General features: G+C 67.8%; 23 protein-coding genes. 19 read left to right on the forward strand and 4 right to left on the reverse strand.

Translation table 11 applies throughout. The annotated features are described in order from the left end of the window. Positions 1-20: 20 nt before the first annotated feature. From MTF65_RS18970 to MTF65_RS18985, 4 genes are all read right to left on the reverse strand, one after another. Positions 21-2162, reverse strand: coding sequence for a hypothetical protein (locus tag MTF65_RS18970; RefSeq protein WP_243629921.1), 2142 nt, complete (start codon positions 2160-2162; stop codon positions 21-23). After that, positions 2159-2908 carry a hypothetical protein gene (locus MTF65_RS18975; protein ID WP_243629922.1) on the reverse strand — a complete coding sequence of 250 codons (750 nt, stop codon included), beginning with the start codon at positions 2906-2908 and terminating at the stop codon, positions 2159-2161. Before MTF65_RS18975 ends, MTF65_RS18970 begins: the two co-directional genes overlap by 4 nt. A 118-nt stretch (positions 2909-3026) precedes the next feature. Continuing rightward, positions 3027-3740 carry a Crp/Fnr family transcriptional regulator gene (locus tag MTF65_RS18980; RefSeq protein WP_243629923.1) on the reverse strand — a complete coding sequence of 238 codons (714 nt, stop codon included), beginning with the start codon at positions 3738-3740 and terminating at the stop codon, positions 3027-3029. 60 nt (positions 3741-3800) lie between these two features. Beyond that, a complete protein-coding gene (locus tag MTF65_RS18985; RefSeq protein WP_243629924.1) occupies positions 3801-6266 on the reverse strand; it encodes a YfhO family protein in 2466 nt (821 codons plus the stop codon). Positions 6267-6759: 493 nt separating this feature from the next. On the opposite strand from MTF65_RS18985, the gene rpsL reads away from it, so the two are divergent. The 19 genes from rpsL (at position 6760) to rplE (ending at position 19571) form a co-directional block, all read left to right on the forward strand. Then, positions 6760-7131, forward strand: a complete 372-nt coding sequence (gene rpsL / locus MTF65_RS18990; protein ID WP_007265893.1) for a 30S ribosomal protein S12 — start codon at positions 6760-6762, stop codon at positions 7129-7131. A gap of 2 nt (positions 7132-7133) precedes the next feature. Beyond that, complete coding sequence (gene rpsG / locus MTF65_RS18995) at positions 7134-7604, forward strand: 30S ribosomal protein S7 (RefSeq protein ID WP_007265894.1); 471 nt, start codon at positions 7134-7136, stop codon at positions 7602-7604. A gap of 39 nt (positions 7605-7643) precedes the next feature. Continuing rightward, positions 7644-9776, forward strand: coding sequence for an elongation factor G (gene fusA, locus MTF65_RS19000; RefSeq protein WP_243629925.1), 2133 nt, complete (start codon positions 7644-7646; stop codon positions 9774-9776). Between the two features lie 149 nt (positions 9777-9925). Further along, positions 9926-11119, forward strand: a complete 1194-nt coding sequence (tuf, locus tag MTF65_RS19005; RefSeq protein ID WP_243629926.1) for an elongation factor Tu — start codon at positions 9926-9928, stop codon at positions 11117-11119. A gap of 167 nt (positions 11120-11286) precedes the next feature. After that, positions 11287-12480 carry a hypothetical protein gene (locus MTF65_RS19010; protein WP_243629927.1) on the forward strand — a complete coding sequence of 398 codons (1194 nt, stop codon included), beginning with the start codon at positions 11287-11289 and terminating at the stop codon, positions 12478-12480. Between the two features lie 460 nt (positions 12481-12940). Continuing rightward, on the forward strand, positions 12941-13249 hold the full coding sequence (gene rpsJ / locus MTF65_RS19015; RefSeq protein ID WP_003948644.1) for a 30S ribosomal protein S10: 309 nt from the start codon (positions 12941-12943) through the stop codon (positions 13247-13249). Between the two features lie 14 nt (positions 13250-13263). Beyond that, positions 13264-13908, forward strand: a complete 645-nt coding sequence (gene rplC / locus MTF65_RS19020) for a 50S ribosomal protein L3 (RefSeq protein ID WP_007265899.1) — start codon at positions 13264-13266, stop codon at positions 13906-13908. 4 nt (positions 13909-13912) lie between these two features. After that, on the forward strand, positions 13913-14563 hold the full coding sequence (gene rplD, locus MTF65_RS19025) for a 50S ribosomal protein L4 (RefSeq protein ID WP_243629928.1): 651 nt from the start codon (positions 13913-13915) through the stop codon (positions 14561-14563). Continuing rightward, positions 14563-14886, forward strand: coding sequence for a 50S ribosomal protein L23 (gene rplW / locus MTF65_RS19030; protein ID WP_243629929.1), 324 nt, complete (start codon positions 14563-14565; stop codon positions 14884-14886). Before rplD ends, rplW begins: the two co-directional genes overlap by 1 nt. Before the next feature lie 39 nt (positions 14887-14925). Then, complete coding sequence (rplB, locus tag MTF65_RS19035) at positions 14926-15762, forward strand: 50S ribosomal protein L2 (protein WP_008739715.1); 837 nt, start codon at positions 14926-14928, stop codon at positions 15760-15762. A 12-nt stretch (positions 15763-15774) separates the two neighbouring features. Next, a complete protein-coding gene (rpsS, locus tag MTF65_RS19040) occupies positions 15775-16056 on the forward strand; it encodes a 30S ribosomal protein S19 (protein ID WP_008739713.1) in 282 nt (93 codons plus the stop codon). A gap of 43 nt (positions 16057-16099) precedes the next feature. Next, on the forward strand, positions 16100-16447 hold the full coding sequence (rplV, locus tag MTF65_RS19045) for a 50S ribosomal protein L22 (protein ID WP_214946990.1): 348 nt from the start codon (positions 16100-16102) through the stop codon (positions 16445-16447). Further along, entirely contained in the window at positions 16447-17289 is an 843-nt protein-coding gene (gene rpsC / locus MTF65_RS19050) for a 30S ribosomal protein S3 (RefSeq protein WP_030230639.1), read from the forward strand. The genes rplV and rpsC overlap by 1 nt, the downstream gene beginning before the upstream one ends. Positions 17290-17294: 5 nt before the next feature. Continuing rightward, positions 17295-17714, forward strand: coding sequence for a 50S ribosomal protein L16 (gene rplP, locus MTF65_RS19055; RefSeq protein WP_243629930.1), 420 nt, complete (start codon positions 17295-17297; stop codon positions 17712-17714). Continuing rightward, complete coding sequence (gene rpmC, locus MTF65_RS19060; protein ID WP_008739703.1) at positions 17714-17938, forward strand: 50S ribosomal protein L29; 225 nt, start codon at positions 17714-17716, stop codon at positions 17936-17938. The genes rplP and rpmC overlap by 1 nt, the downstream gene beginning before the upstream one ends. Beyond that, the gene (rpsQ, locus tag MTF65_RS19065; protein ID WP_030008467.1) at positions 17938-18219 is read left to right on the forward strand and encodes a 30S ribosomal protein S17; all 282 of its coding nucleotides are present in this window, start codon (positions 17938-17940) and stop codon (positions 18217-18219) included. The genes rpmC and rpsQ overlap by 1 nt, the downstream gene beginning before the upstream one ends. Before the next feature lie 106 nt (positions 18220-18325). Beyond that, entirely contained in the window at positions 18326-18694 is a 369-nt protein-coding gene (gene rplN / locus MTF65_RS19070) for a 50S ribosomal protein L14 (RefSeq protein WP_008739701.1), read from the forward strand. Positions 18695-18696: 2 nt separating this feature from the next. Beyond that, positions 18697-19020: a 50S ribosomal protein L24 gene (gene rplX / locus MTF65_RS19075; protein ID WP_243629931.1), complete on the forward strand. Its 324-nt coding sequence runs from the start codon at positions 18697-18699 to the stop codon at positions 19018-19020. Beyond that, positions 19020-19571 (forward strand): 50S ribosomal protein L5, encoded by a 552-nt coding sequence (gene rplE, locus MTF65_RS19080; protein ID WP_030154702.1) that lies wholly within the window; start codon positions 19020-19022, stop codon positions 19569-19571. The genes rplX and rplE overlap by 1 nt, the downstream gene beginning before the upstream one ends. Positions 19572-19573: the final 2 nt, after the last annotated feature.

A 19573-nucleotide genomic window follows, 5' to 3' on the forward strand; every position in this document is an offset into this window, starting at 1 on the left:
CCTTCGCGGAGTAGGGCTCTTCAGACGGTTTCGATGAACGGAAGTGCCGTGCGCAGGCGGCCCGCGACCGCCGGGTACGGTCCGCCGTCCTCCCCTTGGGGCTTGCGCAGCAGGTAGTCCAGTCGCGCGTGCTCGCGCGGGCTGGTTACGAGTGCCCGCAGCAGGTGGGCCAGCGCCCACTCCGTTGCCTCGTCCTGGTCGGCCGCCAGGATCCACCTGCGCAGGACATCGGCGGCACTGGAGGTGAACTGCACGTCGTCAAGGGCGGTGCGCATGAGCAGGGCGATGTGCGGTGCGGTCTCAGCTCCGCTGCGTGCGGCGCACGTGTACCAGTCCAGGACCGGGGGCAGCCGGTGTTCGGCGTCGTCACTGTTGTGGAAGCAGGCGGCCAGGAAGCCTTGAACGGCGAGTTCGAAGGCGGAGCGGTGGGCGTGCAGAGTGCGCAGCAGGTCCGTGAGGATCTCGTCACCCTTGGGAGAGAGCAGCAGCAACGCAACTGACTGGGGTATCTCCTCTGCCACCATCTGGTCGCGGGTGGCTTGGCTGCTCTGCTGGCGGGCCTGGGTGCGCAACGCGGCAAGTGCCTTCTCTGGGCGCTCGGGCCCGATGAGTCCCTGGGCCCGGATCGCGACCCAGCAGCGCTGCGGCTCGTCGGTGTCGGTGCTCCAGCCGTCGATGATCCGGGGGATGTTGGGGGCGCCGATCCGGTGGGCCAGGGTGAGCGCGCTGACGGCGGTGGTGCGCTGCCGCGCCTGGGCTGACAACGCCCAGGGTTCGATGATCAGGGCCATCGCGGACGGCAGGTCGGTGTACGCGAGGACGGCGACGGTGGCGGCGGCCCGCGTCCTGACCAGGGGGCGACCGTCCTTCGCAAGCTTCCCGAGCCAGGAGACGATCGCCGGGCGGGCGGACGGGTGCCCGGTCCACACCTCCCGCAGCAGCACGGGGGACGTGCGGTTGTCCTTGAAGAAGGCGGTGAGCTGGGTGACCGGCCCCCACTCGGTTTCCTCGCTCGCCTGGCGGATGTCGGCCCGGGCTTCTTGGAGCCGCTTGCCGATGTGGGTGCCGAAGACGGGAATTCGTTCGTTGTACTCCGGATCGCCCGTGCGCCGGAGTTCCGAGTACAGCAGATCGCTCAGCTCGGCGGTGAGGGCGTACGGTCCGCCGTCGAAGGTGGCGAGGGCGATCAGGAATGCCTTCTCCCGCAGATGGAGCGTGGTCTCGGCCTCCTCGAACCACTCGCGGATCTGAAGCTCCAGGCGGTGCAGCGAGTACCGGTCGACCTGGGAGACGTCGGCCGCGCCCTGGGCGTACTGGATCAGGAGGGTCGCGTACGCGGAGGCCTCGCGCACCTGATGGTCACGGGCGAGGAACTCGCCGACGGCGGGCAGTGCCAGCAGGCGGTCGGCGACCTCCTTTCCGGCGTGCCGGTGCAGCCGCTCCGACAGCACGGCCTCGGCCGTCGGCGGTGACCATGTGTCGGGGCGGACGTCGCTCTCGATGTACGGGCTGTGGCCGGTGGTGATCACCAGGTAGCCCTGCTGCTCCTTCATCCGACTGCGCAGTGCGAGCAGATGTGCCTCGCGAAGCGGCTGGTCGCGCGGAATCGCCAGGTCGCACAGCACATGACCGCGGGCTTTGCCGGGCTTGGTGAACTGCCGGCTGAAGTCACCGGGTGAGATTGCGCGGTCCAGAACGTGGACGGGGGTGGCACCCAGCCGGTGCAGCAGCATCAGGGCCGCCGTGCGCCGACCGGTGAACGGGGCGCCCTTCAGGACGAGGACGTGCTCCTCGCGCAGCCGTTCCAGCAGGGCGTCGAAGGGAGTCCCCTCCGCGACGAAGGTGCCCGCCAGCCGATTCAGGGTCGTTTCTGGGATCTCCCCGGACGCCTGGGACGCGCCCGTGTCACCGAATAAGTAGTTGATCTCGGTCTTGCCGCCGGTGATGACATCACCGACGATCAGGCCCGCGACGACGCCATTGCTCGTGCCCTCGAACTGCATCGACTCCGGAGCGTGTGCGTCCAGGTCGCGGCGGGTGGCCCAGGCCCGCTGGGCGCGTTCCTCCTTCTTCGCGGCGGCCGCGGCAGCGTCCCCGGCGGACCGTTCCACCGGTTCTGCCGCGTCGGGGGCCGGCGCCGACTGCTCGGCCTCCGCGCTCACGCCTGCTCACCCGGCCGCGCGGGGCCACCGCCGATGGAGATGTTGCCCCGGATTCTGTCCGCGACGACGCCGTTGTTGACGCCGTGGAACTGGATGCCGGATCCGGCGGGGGGCGACACCGGAGGCGTTGGGGCCGCTGAGGCTGTGGGCACGGGCCGCGGCGCGGGCAGGCCGGACGGCGGGGGTCCGTACAGCCAGGCCTGGAGCGGACCGTTCTTGCTGGGCATGGTGATCCCGTGGAATTCCTCGGCCGGGATACCCGTGTGGTTGTGCCGCACGATGCCCGAGTACACCGCCTCGGAGACGCAGAGCGCGTAGTCGTCCGTACGCTCCCGCAGCGCCGCGCGCAGGGGATCGCCGTCCAGGAGCCGGCAGGCCTGGTTGAGGTCGGTGCCCACCCAGCCGTCGTACTCGTCGATCGCCACGTATCCGGTGGCGAGCACGGCCCGCAGTCGGATCTGCGCGGAGCTGGCCGCCATCCGGTTCACCGCGCGGAGCTGGGCGGGGACTTCCGTCAGCAGGGCTCGCAGCAGGGTGGTGAGCGGCGCGACCGGGTCGATCAGCTCCATGATCGCGTCGCCGCGATCGGCCCGGAGCCGGAGCGTCTGGTCGATTCCGGCGGCCAGCAGAGTCCGGTCGACGACGCCGTAGAGCATCCGGCGCAGATAGGTCTGCTGGACGTCGTCCCTGTCGCTGAATCGCTCCGTGTCGACGAGGAGCATGGTGCGGGACAGTGGGTCGCTCATGATCACCTCTCGTGGTGGGTCCTTGCTGAGACAAGAGAGTGGGGCAGGCGGGCGCACCGCCGAGAGGGCGGATGACGCACCCGGAGTGTGACGGCGTGCACTGAAGAGGGGAGGGGGCTCAGCCCTCGTCCTGAGACTCGGCGATCCGGCGCAGCACGTCGGGCCGCACGATCACCAGGGCGCGACGGCCAGTGACGACCACCTCTCGGTCGCGCAGCTGCTTGAGCTGCCGCTGGACCATCTCGCGGGACGCCCCGACTGCCCCCGCGAGCTCCTGCTTGGTGAGCGGCACCGCGATCTCGATCCCCTGCTCGGTACGCCGTCCGTGAGTGCGGGCCAAGTCCTGGAGCAGTACGGCGAGCCTTTCGCGCACGCTCATGGAGGCGAACTCCAGTCGGCGCCGGTCGGCGGCGCGAGTGCGGTCCGCGGTCAGAGCCAGGAGCTGGAAGGCGACGGCGGGCACTCGGGACAGGAAGGCGTGGAAGCGTTCCTGCTCGACGGCGATGGCGCGTACGGGTTCGAGCGCCGTCACGGTGGCGGAGCGGGGGCGTCCGGTGACTGCGGCGGATTCACCGATGATGTCGCCCGGACCGCGCAGGGCGAGCAGGGCTTCGTAGCCGTTGGCGGCGGAGGCGGTGACCTTGGTCCAGCCGTGGAGGATCAGCAGGACGTGGGAGGCCGGTTCGTTCTGGTGGATCAGCGGGGCTCGCGGCGCGAAGCTCAGCTCGCGGCCGAGTGCCCGTAACGCGGCGCCGTCCTCGTCCTCCAGGCGGGCCAGGAAGGGGACCCGGTCGTCCAGTCCTCCGTCGCCCGCCAGATGCGCCGATGCCATGCGCGCCCCCCGGTCGTCAGGGCGGTCAATGTACTGGCCACGGGGACGCGGCGCGGGTGATTACGCGATCTCGCGGCGGCGGCGGAAGAGGGCTGCCGTGGTGGTTGCGGCCAGGGCCAGGAGGGCGAGGGTGGCGGCGATGAGGCCGGGGAGGAGGCCCCTGGGCGTGAAGGTGCAGGAGACCTTTTCGGTGCCCGGTCGCAGAGCGAGCGAGACCAGGCCGTGGAAGGAGGCCGGGGTGACCGTCCTGCCGTCTGCCGCGCACTGCCAGCCCGGGATCGACGTCATGGCGAAGACCGCCGTGCCGGTGGCGTCGTGGGGGAGGGCGGCTTCGATGGTGTGGCCCGTTGTGCGGACCGAGGTGGCGCCCGTGGTGGTGAGGTGCTCGATCGCCGTGTCGAGGCGGGTGCGGTCCAGGCAGCCGACCGGGTGTTTCCCGGCGGTGGCTCCGGCCGTGCGGGTCGTGACCGTCACGGTGACGCGGCCGGAGGCGGGGACGGGGCCGAGCTTCAGCACGCCGGTCATCCGGTCCTCCAGGCGGTGCCGCGTACCGTCCGAGACGGCCGTGCCGTAGAGGGCGGGGGAGTACCAGTACGCCTCGGAGCCCGGAGTGCACCGCGCGGTGTAGGTCTGCCGGGCGGCCGTGCCGCCGCGGGTGGCCTCGGGGACCTGGTAGACGGTGGCCCCGAGGACGGTCTCCTGGCGGGCGTAGACGCTGTCCGCCGGGTTGGGGGAGGTGTACGGGGCCGGCCGGACCGTGACCAGGGGCGGCGCGGGGAACTTCGAGGCCGTCCAGGTGTGCGGCGCGGCCCCCGGGCGGACCCGGGCGCCGATCGAGAAGATCGCGTCCAGGACCGGGTTGTCGGCGCCGAAGATGGTCCGGCCGTCGTTCTTGTAGCCGTATCCGAGGGGTTCGAGGGCCTGGTACGTGGCCGCCGGGAGGTAGCTGCTGTAGTACTGCGGGCCCTCCGCCCGGAGCGCCAGGGCGTCGTTGTACGAGGTCTGCGGCGCGCCCGAGTCGGTCCGGTGGGCGGGCCAGCCGTCCACACCCCGGACGGCGTCGAAGTGGGCGGTGATCGACCGGCTGGAGGTGGCCGCCGGCTTCGCCCAGCGCTCGCGGGCGCGGCGCTCCTCCGCGTTCACCGAGGCCGCCGTCGACTCGGCGAAGACGACGCCGGCCATCAGGGCCGCGGCCGGCGGGATCAGCACGCGGTGCTTCTCGCCGAGCCGCAGCAGGACCAGCGCCAGCAGGGAGAGGGCCCCGCCGCCGAGTACGGCGGGCCAGGTCCAGCCGCCGAAGTCATCGGTGCGGCGGAGCGCGAAGCAGGCCCCGACCAGCAGGGACGCCGACAGCGCCAGGTGGAGCGGCCGCGGCCGGGCCGCCAGCGCCAGCCAGGCGAGGATCACCACCATGCCGCTGAAGACGAAGGTCTCGCGGTACGGATTGCCGTTCGGGACGGCGAGCCCGTGCCAGACGTACTGCGTCGGCGGGAACTGGAACGAGGCCAGCACCAGCAGGGTCGCGGCCGCCCACACCAGGCGGGTCCTGCGCGCGATGGCGGAGGAGAACACGAACGAGCCGGCCAGGATCAGGCCGAGCGAGGCCACGTACAGCCGGGGCCGGCCGCCCCACAGGTGGGTGGCCGGGAGCATCCCGGCGAGGAACACGTCGAGGCGCACCGGGTCGAAGGCGCCGACCCTGGTGGGCTGCGCGGCCCCGCTGGACAGGAACGACGGCAGGAGGAGGGGCAGGGTGAGGAGGATGCCCGTCGCCGTCGCGGTGGCCGCGCGCCACAGCGCCCGCAGCCGTTCCCGGCCGGTCAGGTCGCGGGTGATCAGCCGGATCGCGAGCAGCACGCAGGCGGCCGTCGTAGCCATCATCGCGGTGTAGAAGTTGCCGGACCAGGCGAGGGCCACGAGCAGCGCCGCACCCGGCCAGCGCCGTCCCTCCAGGCACCACTCGACGGCGATCCCGAGCAGCGGCAGGGCGACCAGGCCCCACAGCCACATGGGGATGTACGAGGCGTCGCTGAGCGCCCAGCCGCACAGGCCGTAGCAGGCGCCGAGGACGCCGCGCTGCCACCAGGGGCCGGGCCGCAGCATGCCCAGGTACACCGTCATGACGGCGGCGGCGGTGCCCATGGTGACCGGGGAGACGACGAAGACGGCCAGGTCCACGTGCTCGCGCGGGACCAGCGCGGTCAGCCAGGAGAACGGGTTGCCGAGGTACGTGTGGAAGTCGGACAGGAACTGCTGGCCGAAGCCGCCGCGCCAGGTGAAGAGCGCGTCGCCGGCGGCCCGGCCGTGGGCCAGGTCCCAGAGGGCGCGGTGGAAGGGAACGTACTGGTTGGCCTGGTCGTTGACGGCCCGGCCGGTGTCGCCGAAGGGGTACGTGCCGCGGGCCGCCCAGGCCGCGCAGAAGGCGCCCGAGGTGATCAGGAAGGCGAGCAGCGGCCCGTACAGGCGGGAGAGCCGGGGGCGCCGGCGCGGGGCGGGGGCGGCGGCCGGCGGGCTCTCGGCCGTCATCGGATCGGGGCTGCCCGAGGTGACCGTCCCCAATGTCGTTCTCCCCGCTGGTCGTGCCGTTCGGGATGCGTGCTGAGGCGGCAGTGTAGTTCTCGGGCCCGCCCGCACGCGGGTCGAGCGGTGTCGGTCGCGCGAGTGTCCGTACCACATCCGAACGACTTCCGCACATCCGGCCTACCACCCCGGGGTGCCGCGGAGGCGTCAGCCGTGCGGTGTCTGGCCTGCGGCCATGCGGCGGGACCGGGGCGGGCGGGGCGGCGGGGCTTTTGTTTTGACCGGAGTGGATGCGGTAGGTACGCTCAGACCTTGTGCCTGGGGTGTGCCTGGGCTCCCGTGCGTGTCCATCAACCGCAGGAGAGCCCGCATCGGCCACCGCGATCCATGCGTTTCCGCGCTCGCGCGGAGGTCCGCCGGATCCGACACACCCGACCGCGTGGGTCGGCAAATGTTCCAGGTTAGCTTCACTACACGGCACACAGAAACCGGAGAAGTAGTGCCTACGATCCAGCAGCTGGTCCGGAAGGGCCGGCAGGACAAGGTCGAGAAGACAAAGACCCCCGCGCTTGAGGCTTCGCCCCAGCGTCGCGGCGTCTGCACGCGAGTGTTCACGACCACCCCGAAGAAGCCGAACTCGGCGCTGCGTAAGGTCGCGCGTGTGCGTCTGACCTCTGGCATCGAGGTCACCGCTTACATTCCGGGCGAGGGACACAACCTGCAGGAGCACTCGATCGTGCTCGTGCGTGGTGGCCGTGTGAAGGACCTGCCGGGTGTTCGCTACAAGATCATCCGCGGTGCGCTTGACACCCAGGCTGTCAAGAACCGCAAGCAGGCCCGCAGCCGCTACGGCGCCAAGAAGGAGAAGTAAGAATGCCTCGTAAGGGCCCCGCCCCGAAGCGCCCGGTCATCATTGACCCGGTCTACGCATCTCCTCTGGTGACCTCGCTCATCAACAAGATCCTCCTGAACGGCAAGCGCTCCACCGCCGAGCGCATCGTTTACGGCGCCATGGAAGGCCTCCGCGAGAAGACCGGCAACGACCCGGTCATCACGCTGAAGCGCGCGCTGGAGAACGTCAAGCCGTCGCTCGAGGTCAAGTCCCGCCGTGTCGGTGGCGCGACCTACCAGGTCCCCGTCGAGGTCAAGCCGGGTCGCCAGTCGACCCTGGCCCTCCGCTGGCTCGTGGGTTACTCCCGCGCCCGCCGTGAGAAGACCATGACCGAGCGCCTCATGAACGAGCTGCTCGACGCCTCCAACGGTCTTGGCGCTGCCGTCAAGAAGCGCGAGGACACGCACAAGATGGCCGAGTCCAACAAGGCCTTCGCGCACTACCGCTGGTAGTCCCAACCCACATCGAGACCGAGAGAAGACTGAGCCGATATGGCTACCACTTCGCTTGACCTGGCCAAGGTGCGCAACATCGGCATCATGGCTCACATCGACGCGGGCAAGACGACCACCACCGAGCGCATCCTGTTCTACACCGGTGTGTCTTACAAGATCGGTGAAGTCCACGACGGCGCTGCCACGATGGACTGGATGGAGCAGGAGCAGGAGCGCGGCATCACGATCACGTCCGCCGCGACGACCTGCCACTGGCCGCTCGAGGACGTCGACCACACCATCAACATCATCGACACCCCGGGTCACGTTGACTTCACGGTCGAGGTGGAGCGTTCGCTCCGCGTCCTCGACGGTGCCGTCACCGTGTTCGACGGTGTCGCCGGTGTGGAGCCGCAGTCCGAGACCGTTTGGCGTCAGGCGGACCGCTACGGCGTGCCGCGCATCTGCTTCGTCAACAAGCTCGACCGTACCGGTGCCGAGTTCCACCGCTGTGTCGACATGATCAAGGACCGCCTCGGCGCGGTTCCGATCGTCATGCAGCTCCCCATCGGTGCCGAGATGGACTTCCAGGGCGTTGTCGACCTGGTCACCATGAAGGCGTTCGTCTGGTCCGCCGAGGCGACCAAGGGCGAGATGTACGACATCGTCGACATCCCGGCCACGCACACCGAGGCTGCTGAAGAGTGGCGCGGCAAGCTGGTCGAGACCGTCGCCGAGAACGACGACGAGATCATGGAGCTCTTCCTGAACGGCGACGAGCCGTCCGTGGAGCAGCTGCACGCCGCCGTCCGTCGCATCATCCTTGGCTCCGGCAAGGGCAAGGGCGAGCCCACGATCACCGCGGTGTTCTGTGGTACGGCGTTCAAGAACAAGGGCGTTCAGCCCCTGCTCGACGCCGTCGTCCGCTACCTGCCGTCGCCGCTGGACATCGAGGCCATCGAGGGCCACGACGTCCGCGACGCCGAGGTCGTCGTGAAGCGCAAGCCTTCCGACGAGGAGCCGCTCGCGGCTCTGGCGTTCAAGATCATGAGCGACCCGCACCTCGGCAAGCTCACCTTCGTCCGGGTTTACTCGGGCCGCCTGGAGGCCGGCACTGCGGTGCTGAACTCCGTCAAGGGCAAGAAGGAGCGCATCGGCAAGATCTACCGCATGCACGCCAACAAGCGTGAAGAGATCGCCGCGGTGGGCGCCGGTGACATCGTCGCCGTCATGGGCCTGAAGCAGACCACCACCGGTGAGACGCTGTGTGACGACAAGGCACCCGTGATCCTGGAGTCCATGGACTTCCCGGCTCCGGTCATCCAGGTCGCCATCGAGCCCAAGTCCAAGGGTGACCAGGAGAAGCTGGGTGTCGCCATCCAGCGTCTCGCGGAGGAGGACCCCTCCTTCCACGTTCACTCGGACGAGGAGACGGGCCAGACCATCCTCGGCGGTATGGGCGAGCTGCACCTCGAGGTGCTGGTCGACCGTATGAAGCGCGAGTTCAAGGTCGAGGCCAACGTCGGCAAGCCGCAGGTCGCGTACCGCGAGACGATCCGCAAGGCCGTCGAGCGTCACGACTACACCCACAAGAAGCAGACCGGTGGTACCGGTCAGTTCGCCAAGGTGCAGATCGCGATCGAGCCCATCACCGAGACCGACGGTCCGGCGTACGAGTTCGTGAACAAGGTCACCGGTGGCCGCATCCCGAAGGAGTACATCCCTTCGGTCGACGCGGGTGCGCAGGAGGCCATGCAGTTCGGCATCCTGGCGGGCTACGAGATGACTGGCGTCCGCGTCATCCTTCTCGACGGTGGCTACCACGAGGTCGACTCCTCCGAGCTCGCGTTCAAGATCGCCGGTTCGCAGGCCTTCAAGGAGGCCGCGCGCAAGGCTTCTCCCGTGCTCCTTGAGCCGATGATGGCCGTCGAGGTCACCACGCCCGAGGACTACATGGGTGACGTCATCGGCGACATCAACTCCCGCCGTGGCCAGATCCAGGCCATGGAGGAGCGTCACGGCGCTCGCGTCGTGAAGGGCCTCGTGCCCCTTTCGGAGATGTTCGGCTACGTCGGAGACCTCCGCAGCAAGACCTCGGGTCGCGCCAGCTACTCGATGCAGTTCGACTCCTACGCCGAGGTTCCCCGGAACGTCGCTGAGGAGATCATCGCGAAGGCCAAGGGCGAGTAACTCTTCGGAGTACACGCTTTAGGCTTGTCACCGGAACCTCTGGGGCAACAGGAGTAACAACTCCGTTGCCCCGGGGGGACTGGATCCCAGCAAAGATCACCTGGCGCCGATCTGTAAGGCGTACAGAACCACTCTCCAGGAGGACCCCCGTGGCGAAGGCGAAGTTCGAGCGGACTAAGCCGCACGTCAACATCGGCACCATCGGTCACATTGACCACGGTAAGACGACCCTTACGGCCGCCATTACCAAGGTGCTGCACGACAAGTACCCGGACCTGAACGCGGCTTCGGCCTTCGATCAGATCGACAAGGCTCCTGAGGAGCGTCAGCGCGGTATCACCATCTCCATCGCGCACGTCGAGTACCAGACCGAGGCGCGTCACTACGCCCACGTCGACTGCCCGGGTCACGCGGACTACATCAAGAACATGATCACCGGTGCCGCGCAGATGGACGGTGCCATCCTCGTGGTCGCCGCCACCGACGGCCCGATGCCGCAGACCAAGGAGCACGTGCTCCTGGCCCGCCAGGTCGGCGTTCCGTACATCGTCGTCGCCCTGAACAAGGCCGACATGGTGGACGACGAGGAGATCCTGGAGCTCGTCGAGCTCGAGGTCCGCGAGCTGCTCTCCGAGTACGACTTCCCGGGCGACGACCTGCCGGTCGTCCAGGTCTCCGCGCTGAAGGCGCTTGAGGGCGACAAGGAGTGGGGTGACAAGCTCCTCGGCCTCATGGACGCCGTGGACGAGGCCATCCCGACCCCGCCGCGTGACACCGAGATGCCGTTCCTGATGCCCGTCGAGGACGTCTTCACGATCACCGGTCGTGGCACCGTCGTCACCGGCCGCATCGAGCGTGGTGTCCTCAAGGTCAACGAGACCGTCGACATCATCGGCATCAAGCCGGAGAAGACCACCACCACGGTCACCGGCATCGAGATGTTCCGCAAGCTGCTCGACGAGGGCCAGGCGGGCGAGAACGTCGGTCTGCTCCTCCGTGGCATCAAGCGCGAGGACGTCGAGCGCGGCCAGGTCATCATCAAGCCCGGTTCGGTCACGCCGCACACCGAGTTCGAGGCCCAGGCCTACATCCTGTCGAAGGACGAGGGTGGCCGTCACACCCCGTTCTTCAACAACTACCGCCCGCAGTTCTACTTCCGTACCACCGACGTCACGGGTGTTGTCACCCTGCCGGCCGGCACGGAGATGGTCATGCCGGGCGACAACACCGAGATGACCGTCTCGCTGATCCAGCCGGTCGCCATGGAAGAGGGCCTGAAGTTCGCCATCCGTGAGGGTGGTCGTACCGTGGGCGCCGGCCAGGTCACCAAGATCACGAAGTAATTCGTGCTCTGACCTGGTAGCTCGCGCGAGCGAGCACCATGTTTGACAGAAGGGCCCCGTCCCGTCGCGCAAGCGATGGGCCGGGGCCCTTTGTCGTTGCCCCGGTGTTCTGCCTGCTCAGAGGGTGTGAGAAGCTCCGCAGCGCCGAACATCACAGGGGTGGGGACATGACAAGCAACGACGCGGGCGGACCGGGCGTCCCCGACGAGGAGTGGGCGCGGTTCGTGCGGGAGGCCGAGCAGGGCGCGGGTCAGGCCCCGGCGGAGCCGTCGGCGCGGGCGCGGATGGTGACGGAGCGGCTGCGGCGTGAGGACGAGCAGCGGGCCGGGGCCGCGCGGGGGCGGTTCGGGCGCAGGTCCGGGCCCGCGCGCCACGAGCCGCCCGGCTGGCGGACCGGGCCGGCCTGGCAGGACATGCGGGGAGGCCGTGGTGCGGGCAGGCGCCGCCTCAAGGCCACCCTGGCCGTGGTCTTCATCGCGGGGCTCGGGCTGGTGGCCGTACGGCCGGAGCTGGTGATCGACCGGATCACGGGGAAGGCCGAGGCCCGGAGTGTCGCCAGGACGGCCGCGCCGCTGCCCGCGGAGAGCGTGCGCCCGACCACGGCCCCGGAGGCGGTGGACCCGGACCGGCCGACCCTGAAGGAGCCCTTCCGCGGCTCCCCGGCCGTCCAGTGGGCCGACGGGGTCGCCGGGATCGAGCTCCCGGCCGCCGAGGCCGTCGGAGGGATGTCCAAGGAGCGGGTGGCCGAGGGGCTGGAGAACGTCAAACGGTTTCTGGTGGTGTCCAACCTCGACCCGGCGACCTTGCGCGGGGAGCGTCCCTCGGAGGCGCTGAAGCTGCTGGACCCGAAGATGAAGGAGCTGAACGCGGGGCTGGAGAAGTCGCTGTCCACGCCCTCCAGGGAAAACGATCCGCTGAGCCTGTTCACCCGCGCCGACCCGGCCGAGCTGAAGCCCGTCGGCGACGTGGTCAAGGTGCGCGGCCGCATGTGGGTGGAGCCCGGCAGGAAGGGGCCGGGCGAGGCGGAGATCCGGGTGGACTTCAGCTTCGTGTACCCGTTCGTGAAGGCCAAGGCCGGCTCGACGCAGGTCGAGCGGACCATCGTGCGGCGCGTGGCCACCTTCTCGATCGCCGACCCGCGCAAGTTCGAGGCCACGACCGGCAAGCTCTGGCTCGTCGAGTACAACCGCGACATCGCCAACAGCGCGTGTGACGTCGATGACGGTTACCTGCACCCGACCTTCGACATGGACCCCGTCACCGGCCCGACACCAAGCGGGGCGCCCGTGGACCCGTACGACCGCAGCAAGGGCCTGGACGGCTCTGAGCAGGAGGAATGCGGCGTCGTGTCCCGGTCCTGAGGGCTTCGGCGATGGCCTCGTCGCGCGGCGCTGTTTGACGTGATCGGGCGGCGGGGTATTCTCTTCCGCCCGATTGGCCAGGTACGTGCCTCGTATGGCAGACTACTCAAGTTGCTCGGCTGAGCGTCGATGCTGCGCGCCTCCCGCCGGGAGGACCGGAAGCGAGTCCCACAGTACTCGTCGTCCTTAATCTGCCTCTCGGGGCAGCAATGAGGGCGGACGTACGGGAATCTTCTGGGAAGTGTCAGCACGGTGCCCACCAGGCACTCGGTGGGTGTTTCTCCCCCGAAACGCGGTCACAGGGACCGCACCCCCTTGGATGAGGGAATTTCCGTATGGGAATTTTCTGTAGAGGGAGTGCGACACGCCCGACCGCGTGGGTCGGAGAGAAGCGGTGGAGAGATCCACAGCCGGCCGAGAGCCAGAGCGTTTCCACAACAGACAGGACTACGGAGTAGCCATGGCGGGACAGAAGATCCGCATCCGGCTCAAGGCCTACGACCACGAGGTCATCGATTCGTCGGCGAAGAAGATCGTCGAGACGGTGACGCGCACTGGTGCGTCGGTCGCGGGCCCGGTGCCGCTGCCCACTGAGAAGAACGTGTACTGCGTCATCAAGTCGCCGCACAAGTACAAGGACTCGCGCGAGCACTTCGAGATGCGCACGCACAAGCGCCTGATCGACATCCTCGACCCGACGCCCAAGACCGTTGACTCGCTGATGCGCCTGGACCTTCCGGCCGGCGTTGACATCGAGATCAAGCTCTGAGAGGCGTCGAGAAGATGGCAAAGCAGATCAAGGGCGTCCTGGGCGAGAAGCTCGGCATGACCCAGGTCTGGGACGAGAACAACCGTGTCGTCCCGGTGACCGTTGTCAAGGCCGGGCCCTGCGTCGTTACCCAGGTCCGTACGAACGACATCGACGGCTACGAGTCGGTCCAGATCGCCTTCGGCGAGATCGACCCGCGCAAGGTGAACAAGCCCCTCAAGGGCCACTTCGCCAAGGCCGACGTGACCCCCCGCCGCCACCTGGTGGAGCTCCGCACCTCCGACGCCAGCGAGTACACGCTCGGCCAGGAGATCACTGCTGAGGTGTTCGAGTCCGGCGTCAAGGTTGACGTCACGGGCAACAGCAAGGGCAAGGGCTTCGCCGGTGTCATGAAGCGGCACAACTTCCGGGGCCTCGGCGCCGGTCACGGTGTGCAGCGCAAGCACCGCTCCCCCGGTTCGATCGGTGGCTGCGCCACCCCTGGGCGTGTCTTCAAGGGCATGCGCATGGCTGGTCGTATGGGCAACGAGCGTGTCACCACCCAGAACCTGACCATCCACGCGGTTGACGCGGAGAAGGGTCTGCTCCTTATCAAGGGTGCGGTCCCCGGTCCGAACGGCGGCCTCGTCCTGGTCCGTACCGCGGCCAAGGGGGCTTGAGGTAATGAGCACCATTGACATCCTTTCGCCGGCAGGCGACAAGGCCGGTACCGTCGAGCTCCCCGCGGAGATCTTCGACGCGAAGACCAGCATTCCGCTGATCCACCAGGTCGTTGTCGCTCAGCTGGCTGCTGCCCGTCAGGGCACGCACAAGACCAAGCGTCGTGGCGAAGTCCGTGGTGGTGGCCGCAAGCCGTACCGCCAGAAGGGCACCGGCCGCGCGCGTCAGGGTTCGACCCGTGCGCCGCAGTTCGTCGGCGGTGGCGTCGTCCACGGCCCGCAGCCGCGTGACTACTCCCAGCGGACCCCGAAGAAGATGAAGGCCGCCGCCCTCCGCGGTGCCCTCTCGGACCGTGCGCGTCACTCCCGCATCCACGTCATCACCGGCGTGGTCGAGGGTGCCGCCTCCACGAAGGCCGCCAAGACGCTGTTCGGCAAGATCTCGGAGCGCAAGAACCTGCTCCTGGTCGTCGACCGTGCCGACGAGGCCGCGTGGCTGTCCGCCCGCAACCTGCCCCAGGTCCACATCCTGGAGCCGGGCCAGCTGAACACGTACGACGTGATCGTCTCTGACGACGTGGTCTTCACTCAGGCCGCTTTCGAGTCCTTCGTGTCTGGCCCCAAGGCCGACGAGACCGAAGGGAGCGACGCCTGATGGCTGAGGCGACCGTTACCAGCAAGACCTTCACTGACCCGCGCGACCTGCTGATCAAGCCGGTTGTCTCGGAGAAGAGCTACGCGCTGCTGGACGAGAACAAGTACACGTTCATCGTCGCGCCCGGCTCCAACAAGACTCAGATCAAGCAGGCCGTCGAGGCGGTCTTCGGGGTCAAGGTCACCGGGGTCAACACGATCAACCGTCAGGGTAAGCGCAAGCGCACCAAGACCGGTTTCGGCAAGCGCGCTGACACCAAGCGCGCCATCGTGACCCTCGCTGAGGGCGACCGAATCGACATCTTCGGCGGCCAGGCCTCCTAACGGAGGTCTAGTCGTCCGGAATCGGACGAGGACTGAGAAATGGGTATCCGCAAGTACAAGCCGACGACCCCGGGCCGTCGTGGCTCCAGCGTCGCCGACTTTGTCGAGATCACGCGGTCCACGCCGGAGAAGTCGCTGGTTCGCCCTCTGCACAGCAAGGGCGGCCGTAACAACACCGGCCGGATCACCGTTCGCCACCAGGGTGGTGGACACAAGCGCGCCTACCGCGTGATCGACTTCCGTCGTCACGACAAGGACGGCGTGCCGGCCAAGGTCGCGCACATCGAGTACGACCCCAACCGCACCGCGCGCATCGCGCTCCTGCACTACGCCGACGGCGAGAAGCGCTACATCATCGCGCCGAAGGCTCTGAAGCAGGGCGACCGGATTGAGAACGGCCCCACGGCCGACATCAAGCCCGGTAACAACCTGGCGCTCCGCAACATCCCGGTCGGTACCACGATCCACGCGATCGAGCTCCGTCCCGGTGGTGGCGCGAAGTTCGCCCGCTCCGCTGGTGCCTCCGTGCAGCTGCTGGCGAAGGAGGGCACGATGGCCCACCTTCGTATGCCGTCCGGCGAGATCCGTCTCGTCGACGCCCGCTGCCGCGCCACGGTCGGCGAGGTCGGCAACGCCGAGCAGTCGAACATCAACTGGGGCAAGGCCGGCCGCATGCGCTGGAAGGGCGTTCGCCCGTCCGTCCGCGGTGTCGCGATGAACCCGGTTGACCACCCGCACGGTGGTGGTGAGGGCAAGACCAGTGGTGGTCGCCACCCGGTCTCCCCGTGGGGTCAGAAGGAGGGTCGTACTCGCTCGCCGAAGAAGGCTTCGAGCAAGTACATCGTCCGCCGCCGCAAGACGAACAAGAAGCGCTAGGAGCGGGTTTAGATGCCGCGCAGTCTCAAGAAGGGGCCCTTCGTCGACGACCACCTCGTAAAGAAGGTGGACGTCCAGAACGAAGCCGGCACCAAGAACGTCATCAAGACCTGGTCCCGTCGCTCGATGATCATCCCCAGCATGCTGGGTCACACCATCGCGGTGCACAACGGCAAGACCCACGTCCCGGTGTTCGTCACCGAGTCGATGGTCGGCCACAAGCTCGGCGAGTTCTCGCCGACTCGCACCTTCCGCGGCCACGTCAAGGACGACCGGAAGTCGAAGCGCCGCTAAAGGCGGGGTGGTTACGACTATGACTTACACCGAAGGGACAACCATGGAAGCCAGGGCCCAGGCGCGGTACATCCGCGTCACGCCCATGAAGGCCCGCCGAGTGGTGGACCTTATCCGTGGCATGGATGCCACGGAGGCTCAGGCGGTCCTGCGTTTCGCCCCGCAGGCCGCGAGCGTGCCGGTCGGCAAGGTGCTTGACAGCGCCATTGCCAACGCCGCACACAACTACAACCACCCGGACGCCACCACGCTGGTCATCAGCGAGGCGTACGTGGACGAGGGCCCGACCCTGAAGCGGTTCCGTCCGCGTGCCCAGGGCCGTGCCTACCGGATCCGCAAGCGGACCAGCCACATCACCGTGGTCGTCAGCAGCAAGGAAGGTTCCCGGTAATGGGCCAGAAGGTAAACCCGCACGGGTTCCGGCTCGGCATCACCACCGACTTCAAGTCGCGTTGGTACGCCGACAAGCTGTACAAGGACTACGTCAAGGAAGACGTCGCCATCCGTCGGATGATGACGTCCGGCATGGAGCGCGCCGGCATCTCGAAGGTTGAGATCGAGCGCACCCGTGACCGCGTGCGTGTGGACATCCACACCGCTCGTCCGGGCATCGTCATCGGCCGCCGTGGCGCCGAGGCCGACCGCATCCGCGGCGACCTCGAGAAGCTCACGGGCAAGCAGGTCCAGCTGAACATCCTCGAGGTCAAGAACCCCGAGCTCGATGCCCAGCTGGTCGCCCAGGCCGTTGCCGAGCAGCTCTCCTCCCGCGTCTCCTTCCGTCGCGCCATGCGTAAGAGCATGCAGGGCACGATGAAGGCCGGCGCCAAGGGCATCAAGATCCAGTGTGGCGGCCGTCTCGGCGGCGCCGAGATGTCCCGCTCCGAGTTCTACCGCGAGGGTCGTGTGCCGCTGCACACGCTGCGCGCGAACGTGGACTACGGCTTCTTCGAGGCCAAGACCACCTTCGGCCGTATCGGTGTGAAGGTCTGGATCTACAAGGGCGACGTCAAGAACATCGCCGAGGTTCGCGCCGAGAACGCTGCGGCCCGTGCGGGTAACCGCCCGGCCCGTGGCGCGCAGGGCGCTGGCGACCGTCCCGCCGGCCGTGGTGGCCGTGGTGGCGAGCGCGGCGGCCGTGGTGGCCGCAAGCCGCAGCAGGCTGCTGGTGTCGAGGCCCCCAAGGCCGACGCTCCCGCCGCCGCTCCGGCTGAGAGCACCGGAACGGAGGCCTGACCGACATGCTGATCCCTCGTAGGGTCAAGCACCGCAAGCAGCACCACCCGAAGCGCCGCGGTATGGCCAAGGGCGGTACTGAGGTCACGTTCGGCGAGTACGGCATCCAGGCGCTGACCCCGGCGTACGTGACGAACCGCCAGATCGAGGCGGCTCGTATTGCGATGACCCGCCACATCAAGCGTGGCGGCAAGGTCTGGATCAACATTTACCCGGACCGCCCGCTCACCAAGAAGCCTGCCGAGACCCGCATGGGTTCCGGTAAGGGTTCTCCCGAGTGGTGGATCGCCAACGTGCACCCGGGTCGGGTCATGTTCGAGCTGTCCTACCCGAACGAGAAGATTGCTCGTGAGGCGCTCACCCGCGCTGCTCACAAGCTTCCGATGAAGTGCCGGATTGTTCGGCGCGAGGCAGGTGAGTCGTGATGGCGACGGGAACCAAGGCGTCCGAGCTGCGTGAGCTCGGCAACGAGGAGCTCGTTGGCAAGCTGCGCGAGGCCAAGGAGGAGCTGTTCAAGCTCCGCTTCCAGGCGGCCACGGGTCAGCTGGAGAACAACGGCCGGCTCAAGTCCGTCCGTAAGGACATCGCTCGCATCTACACCCTGATGCACGAGCGTGAGCTCGGTATCGAGACGGTGGAGAGCGCCTGATGAGCGAGAACAACGTGACTGAGAAGACCGAGCGCGGTTTCCGCAAGACCCGTGAGGGTCTGGTCGTCAGCGACAAGATGGACAAGACCGTCGTCGTCGCTGTCGAGGACCGCGTGAAGCACGCCCTGTACGGCAAGGTCATCCGCCGTACGAACAAGCTCAAGGCGCACGACGAGCAGAACGCTGCCGGCGTCGGCGACCGCGTCCTCATCATGGAGACGCGTCCGCTGTCGGCGAGCAAGCGCTGGCGCATCGTCGAGATCCTCGAGAAGGCCAAGTAAGCACCTGAGGGGTTTCCCTTAGGTTCGTTCCGCCAGGCTCGGTGGGGGCGGTAGCTCTTCGGAGTGAGGCCCCCGCCGGGAACCGGCAGACAAACAGGAGATACACGTGATCCAGCAGGAGTCGCGACTGCGTATCGCCGACAACACTGGTGCCAAGGAAATCCTTTGCATCCGTGTTCTCGGTGGTTCCGGTCGCCGCTACGCGGGCATCGGTGACGTCATCGTCGCCACCGTCAAGGACGCGATCCCCGGTGGCAACGTGAAGAAGGGTGACGTCGTCAAGGCGGTCATCGTTCGCACCGTCAAGGAGCGTCGCCGCCAGGACGGCTCGTACATCCGCTTTGACGAGAACGCCGCCGTCATTCTGAAGAACGACGGCGACCCTCGCGGCACCCGTATCTTCGGCCCGGTGGGCCGTGAGCTGCGCGAGAAGAAGTTCATGAAGATCATCTCGCTCGCGCCGGAGGTGCTGTAAGCATGAAGATCAAGAAGGGCGACCTGGTTCAGGTCATCACCGGTAAGGACAAGGGCAAGCAGGGCAAGGTCATCGTTGCCTTCCCCGCCGACAACCGTGTCCTCGTCGAGGGTGTCAACCGGGTCAAGAAGCACACCAAGGCCGGTCAGACCGCTGGTGGTTCGCAGACCGGTGGCATCGTGATCACCGAGGCGCCGATCCACGTCAGCAACGTTCAGCTGGTTGTGGAGAAGGACGGCCAGAAGGTCGTCACCCGCGTCGGCTACCGCTTCGACGACGAGGGCAACAAGATCCGCGTTGCCAAGCGGACGGGTGAGGACATCTGATGGCTACCACTCCGCGTCTCAAGACGAAGTACCGCGAGGACATCGCGGGCAAGCTGCGTGAAGAGTTCTCCTACGAGAACGTCATGCAGATCCCCGGCCTCGTGAAGATCGTGGTCAACATGGGTGTGGGCGACGCCGCCCGCGACTCCAAGCTGATCGACGGCGCCATCCGCGACCTGACGACGATCACCGGTCAGAAGCCGGCCGTCACGAAGGCCCGCAAGTCCATCGCGCAGTTCAAGCTGCGCGAGGGTCAGCCGATCGGCTGCCACGTCACCCTCCGTGGTGACCGCATGTGGGAGTTCCTGGACCGTACGCTGTCGCTCGCGCTGCCGCGTATCCGTGACTTCCGTGGTCTGTCGCCGAAGCAGTTCGACGGCCGTGGCAACTACACCTTCGGTCTCACGGAGCAGGTCATGTTCCACGAGATCGACCAGGACAAGATCGACCGTACCCGGGGTATGGACATCACCGTGGTCACCACGGCGACCAACGACGCTGAGGGCCGCGCGCTCCTTCGTCACCTCGGCTTCCCCTTCAAGGAGGCGTAAGC

Origin of the sequence: Streptomyces sp. APSN-46.1 (genome assembly GCF_022815725.1) — a bacterium.
In the GTDB taxonomy this organism is placed as follows: domain Bacteria; phylum Actinomycetota; class Actinomycetes; order Streptomycetales; family Streptomycetaceae; genus Streptomyces.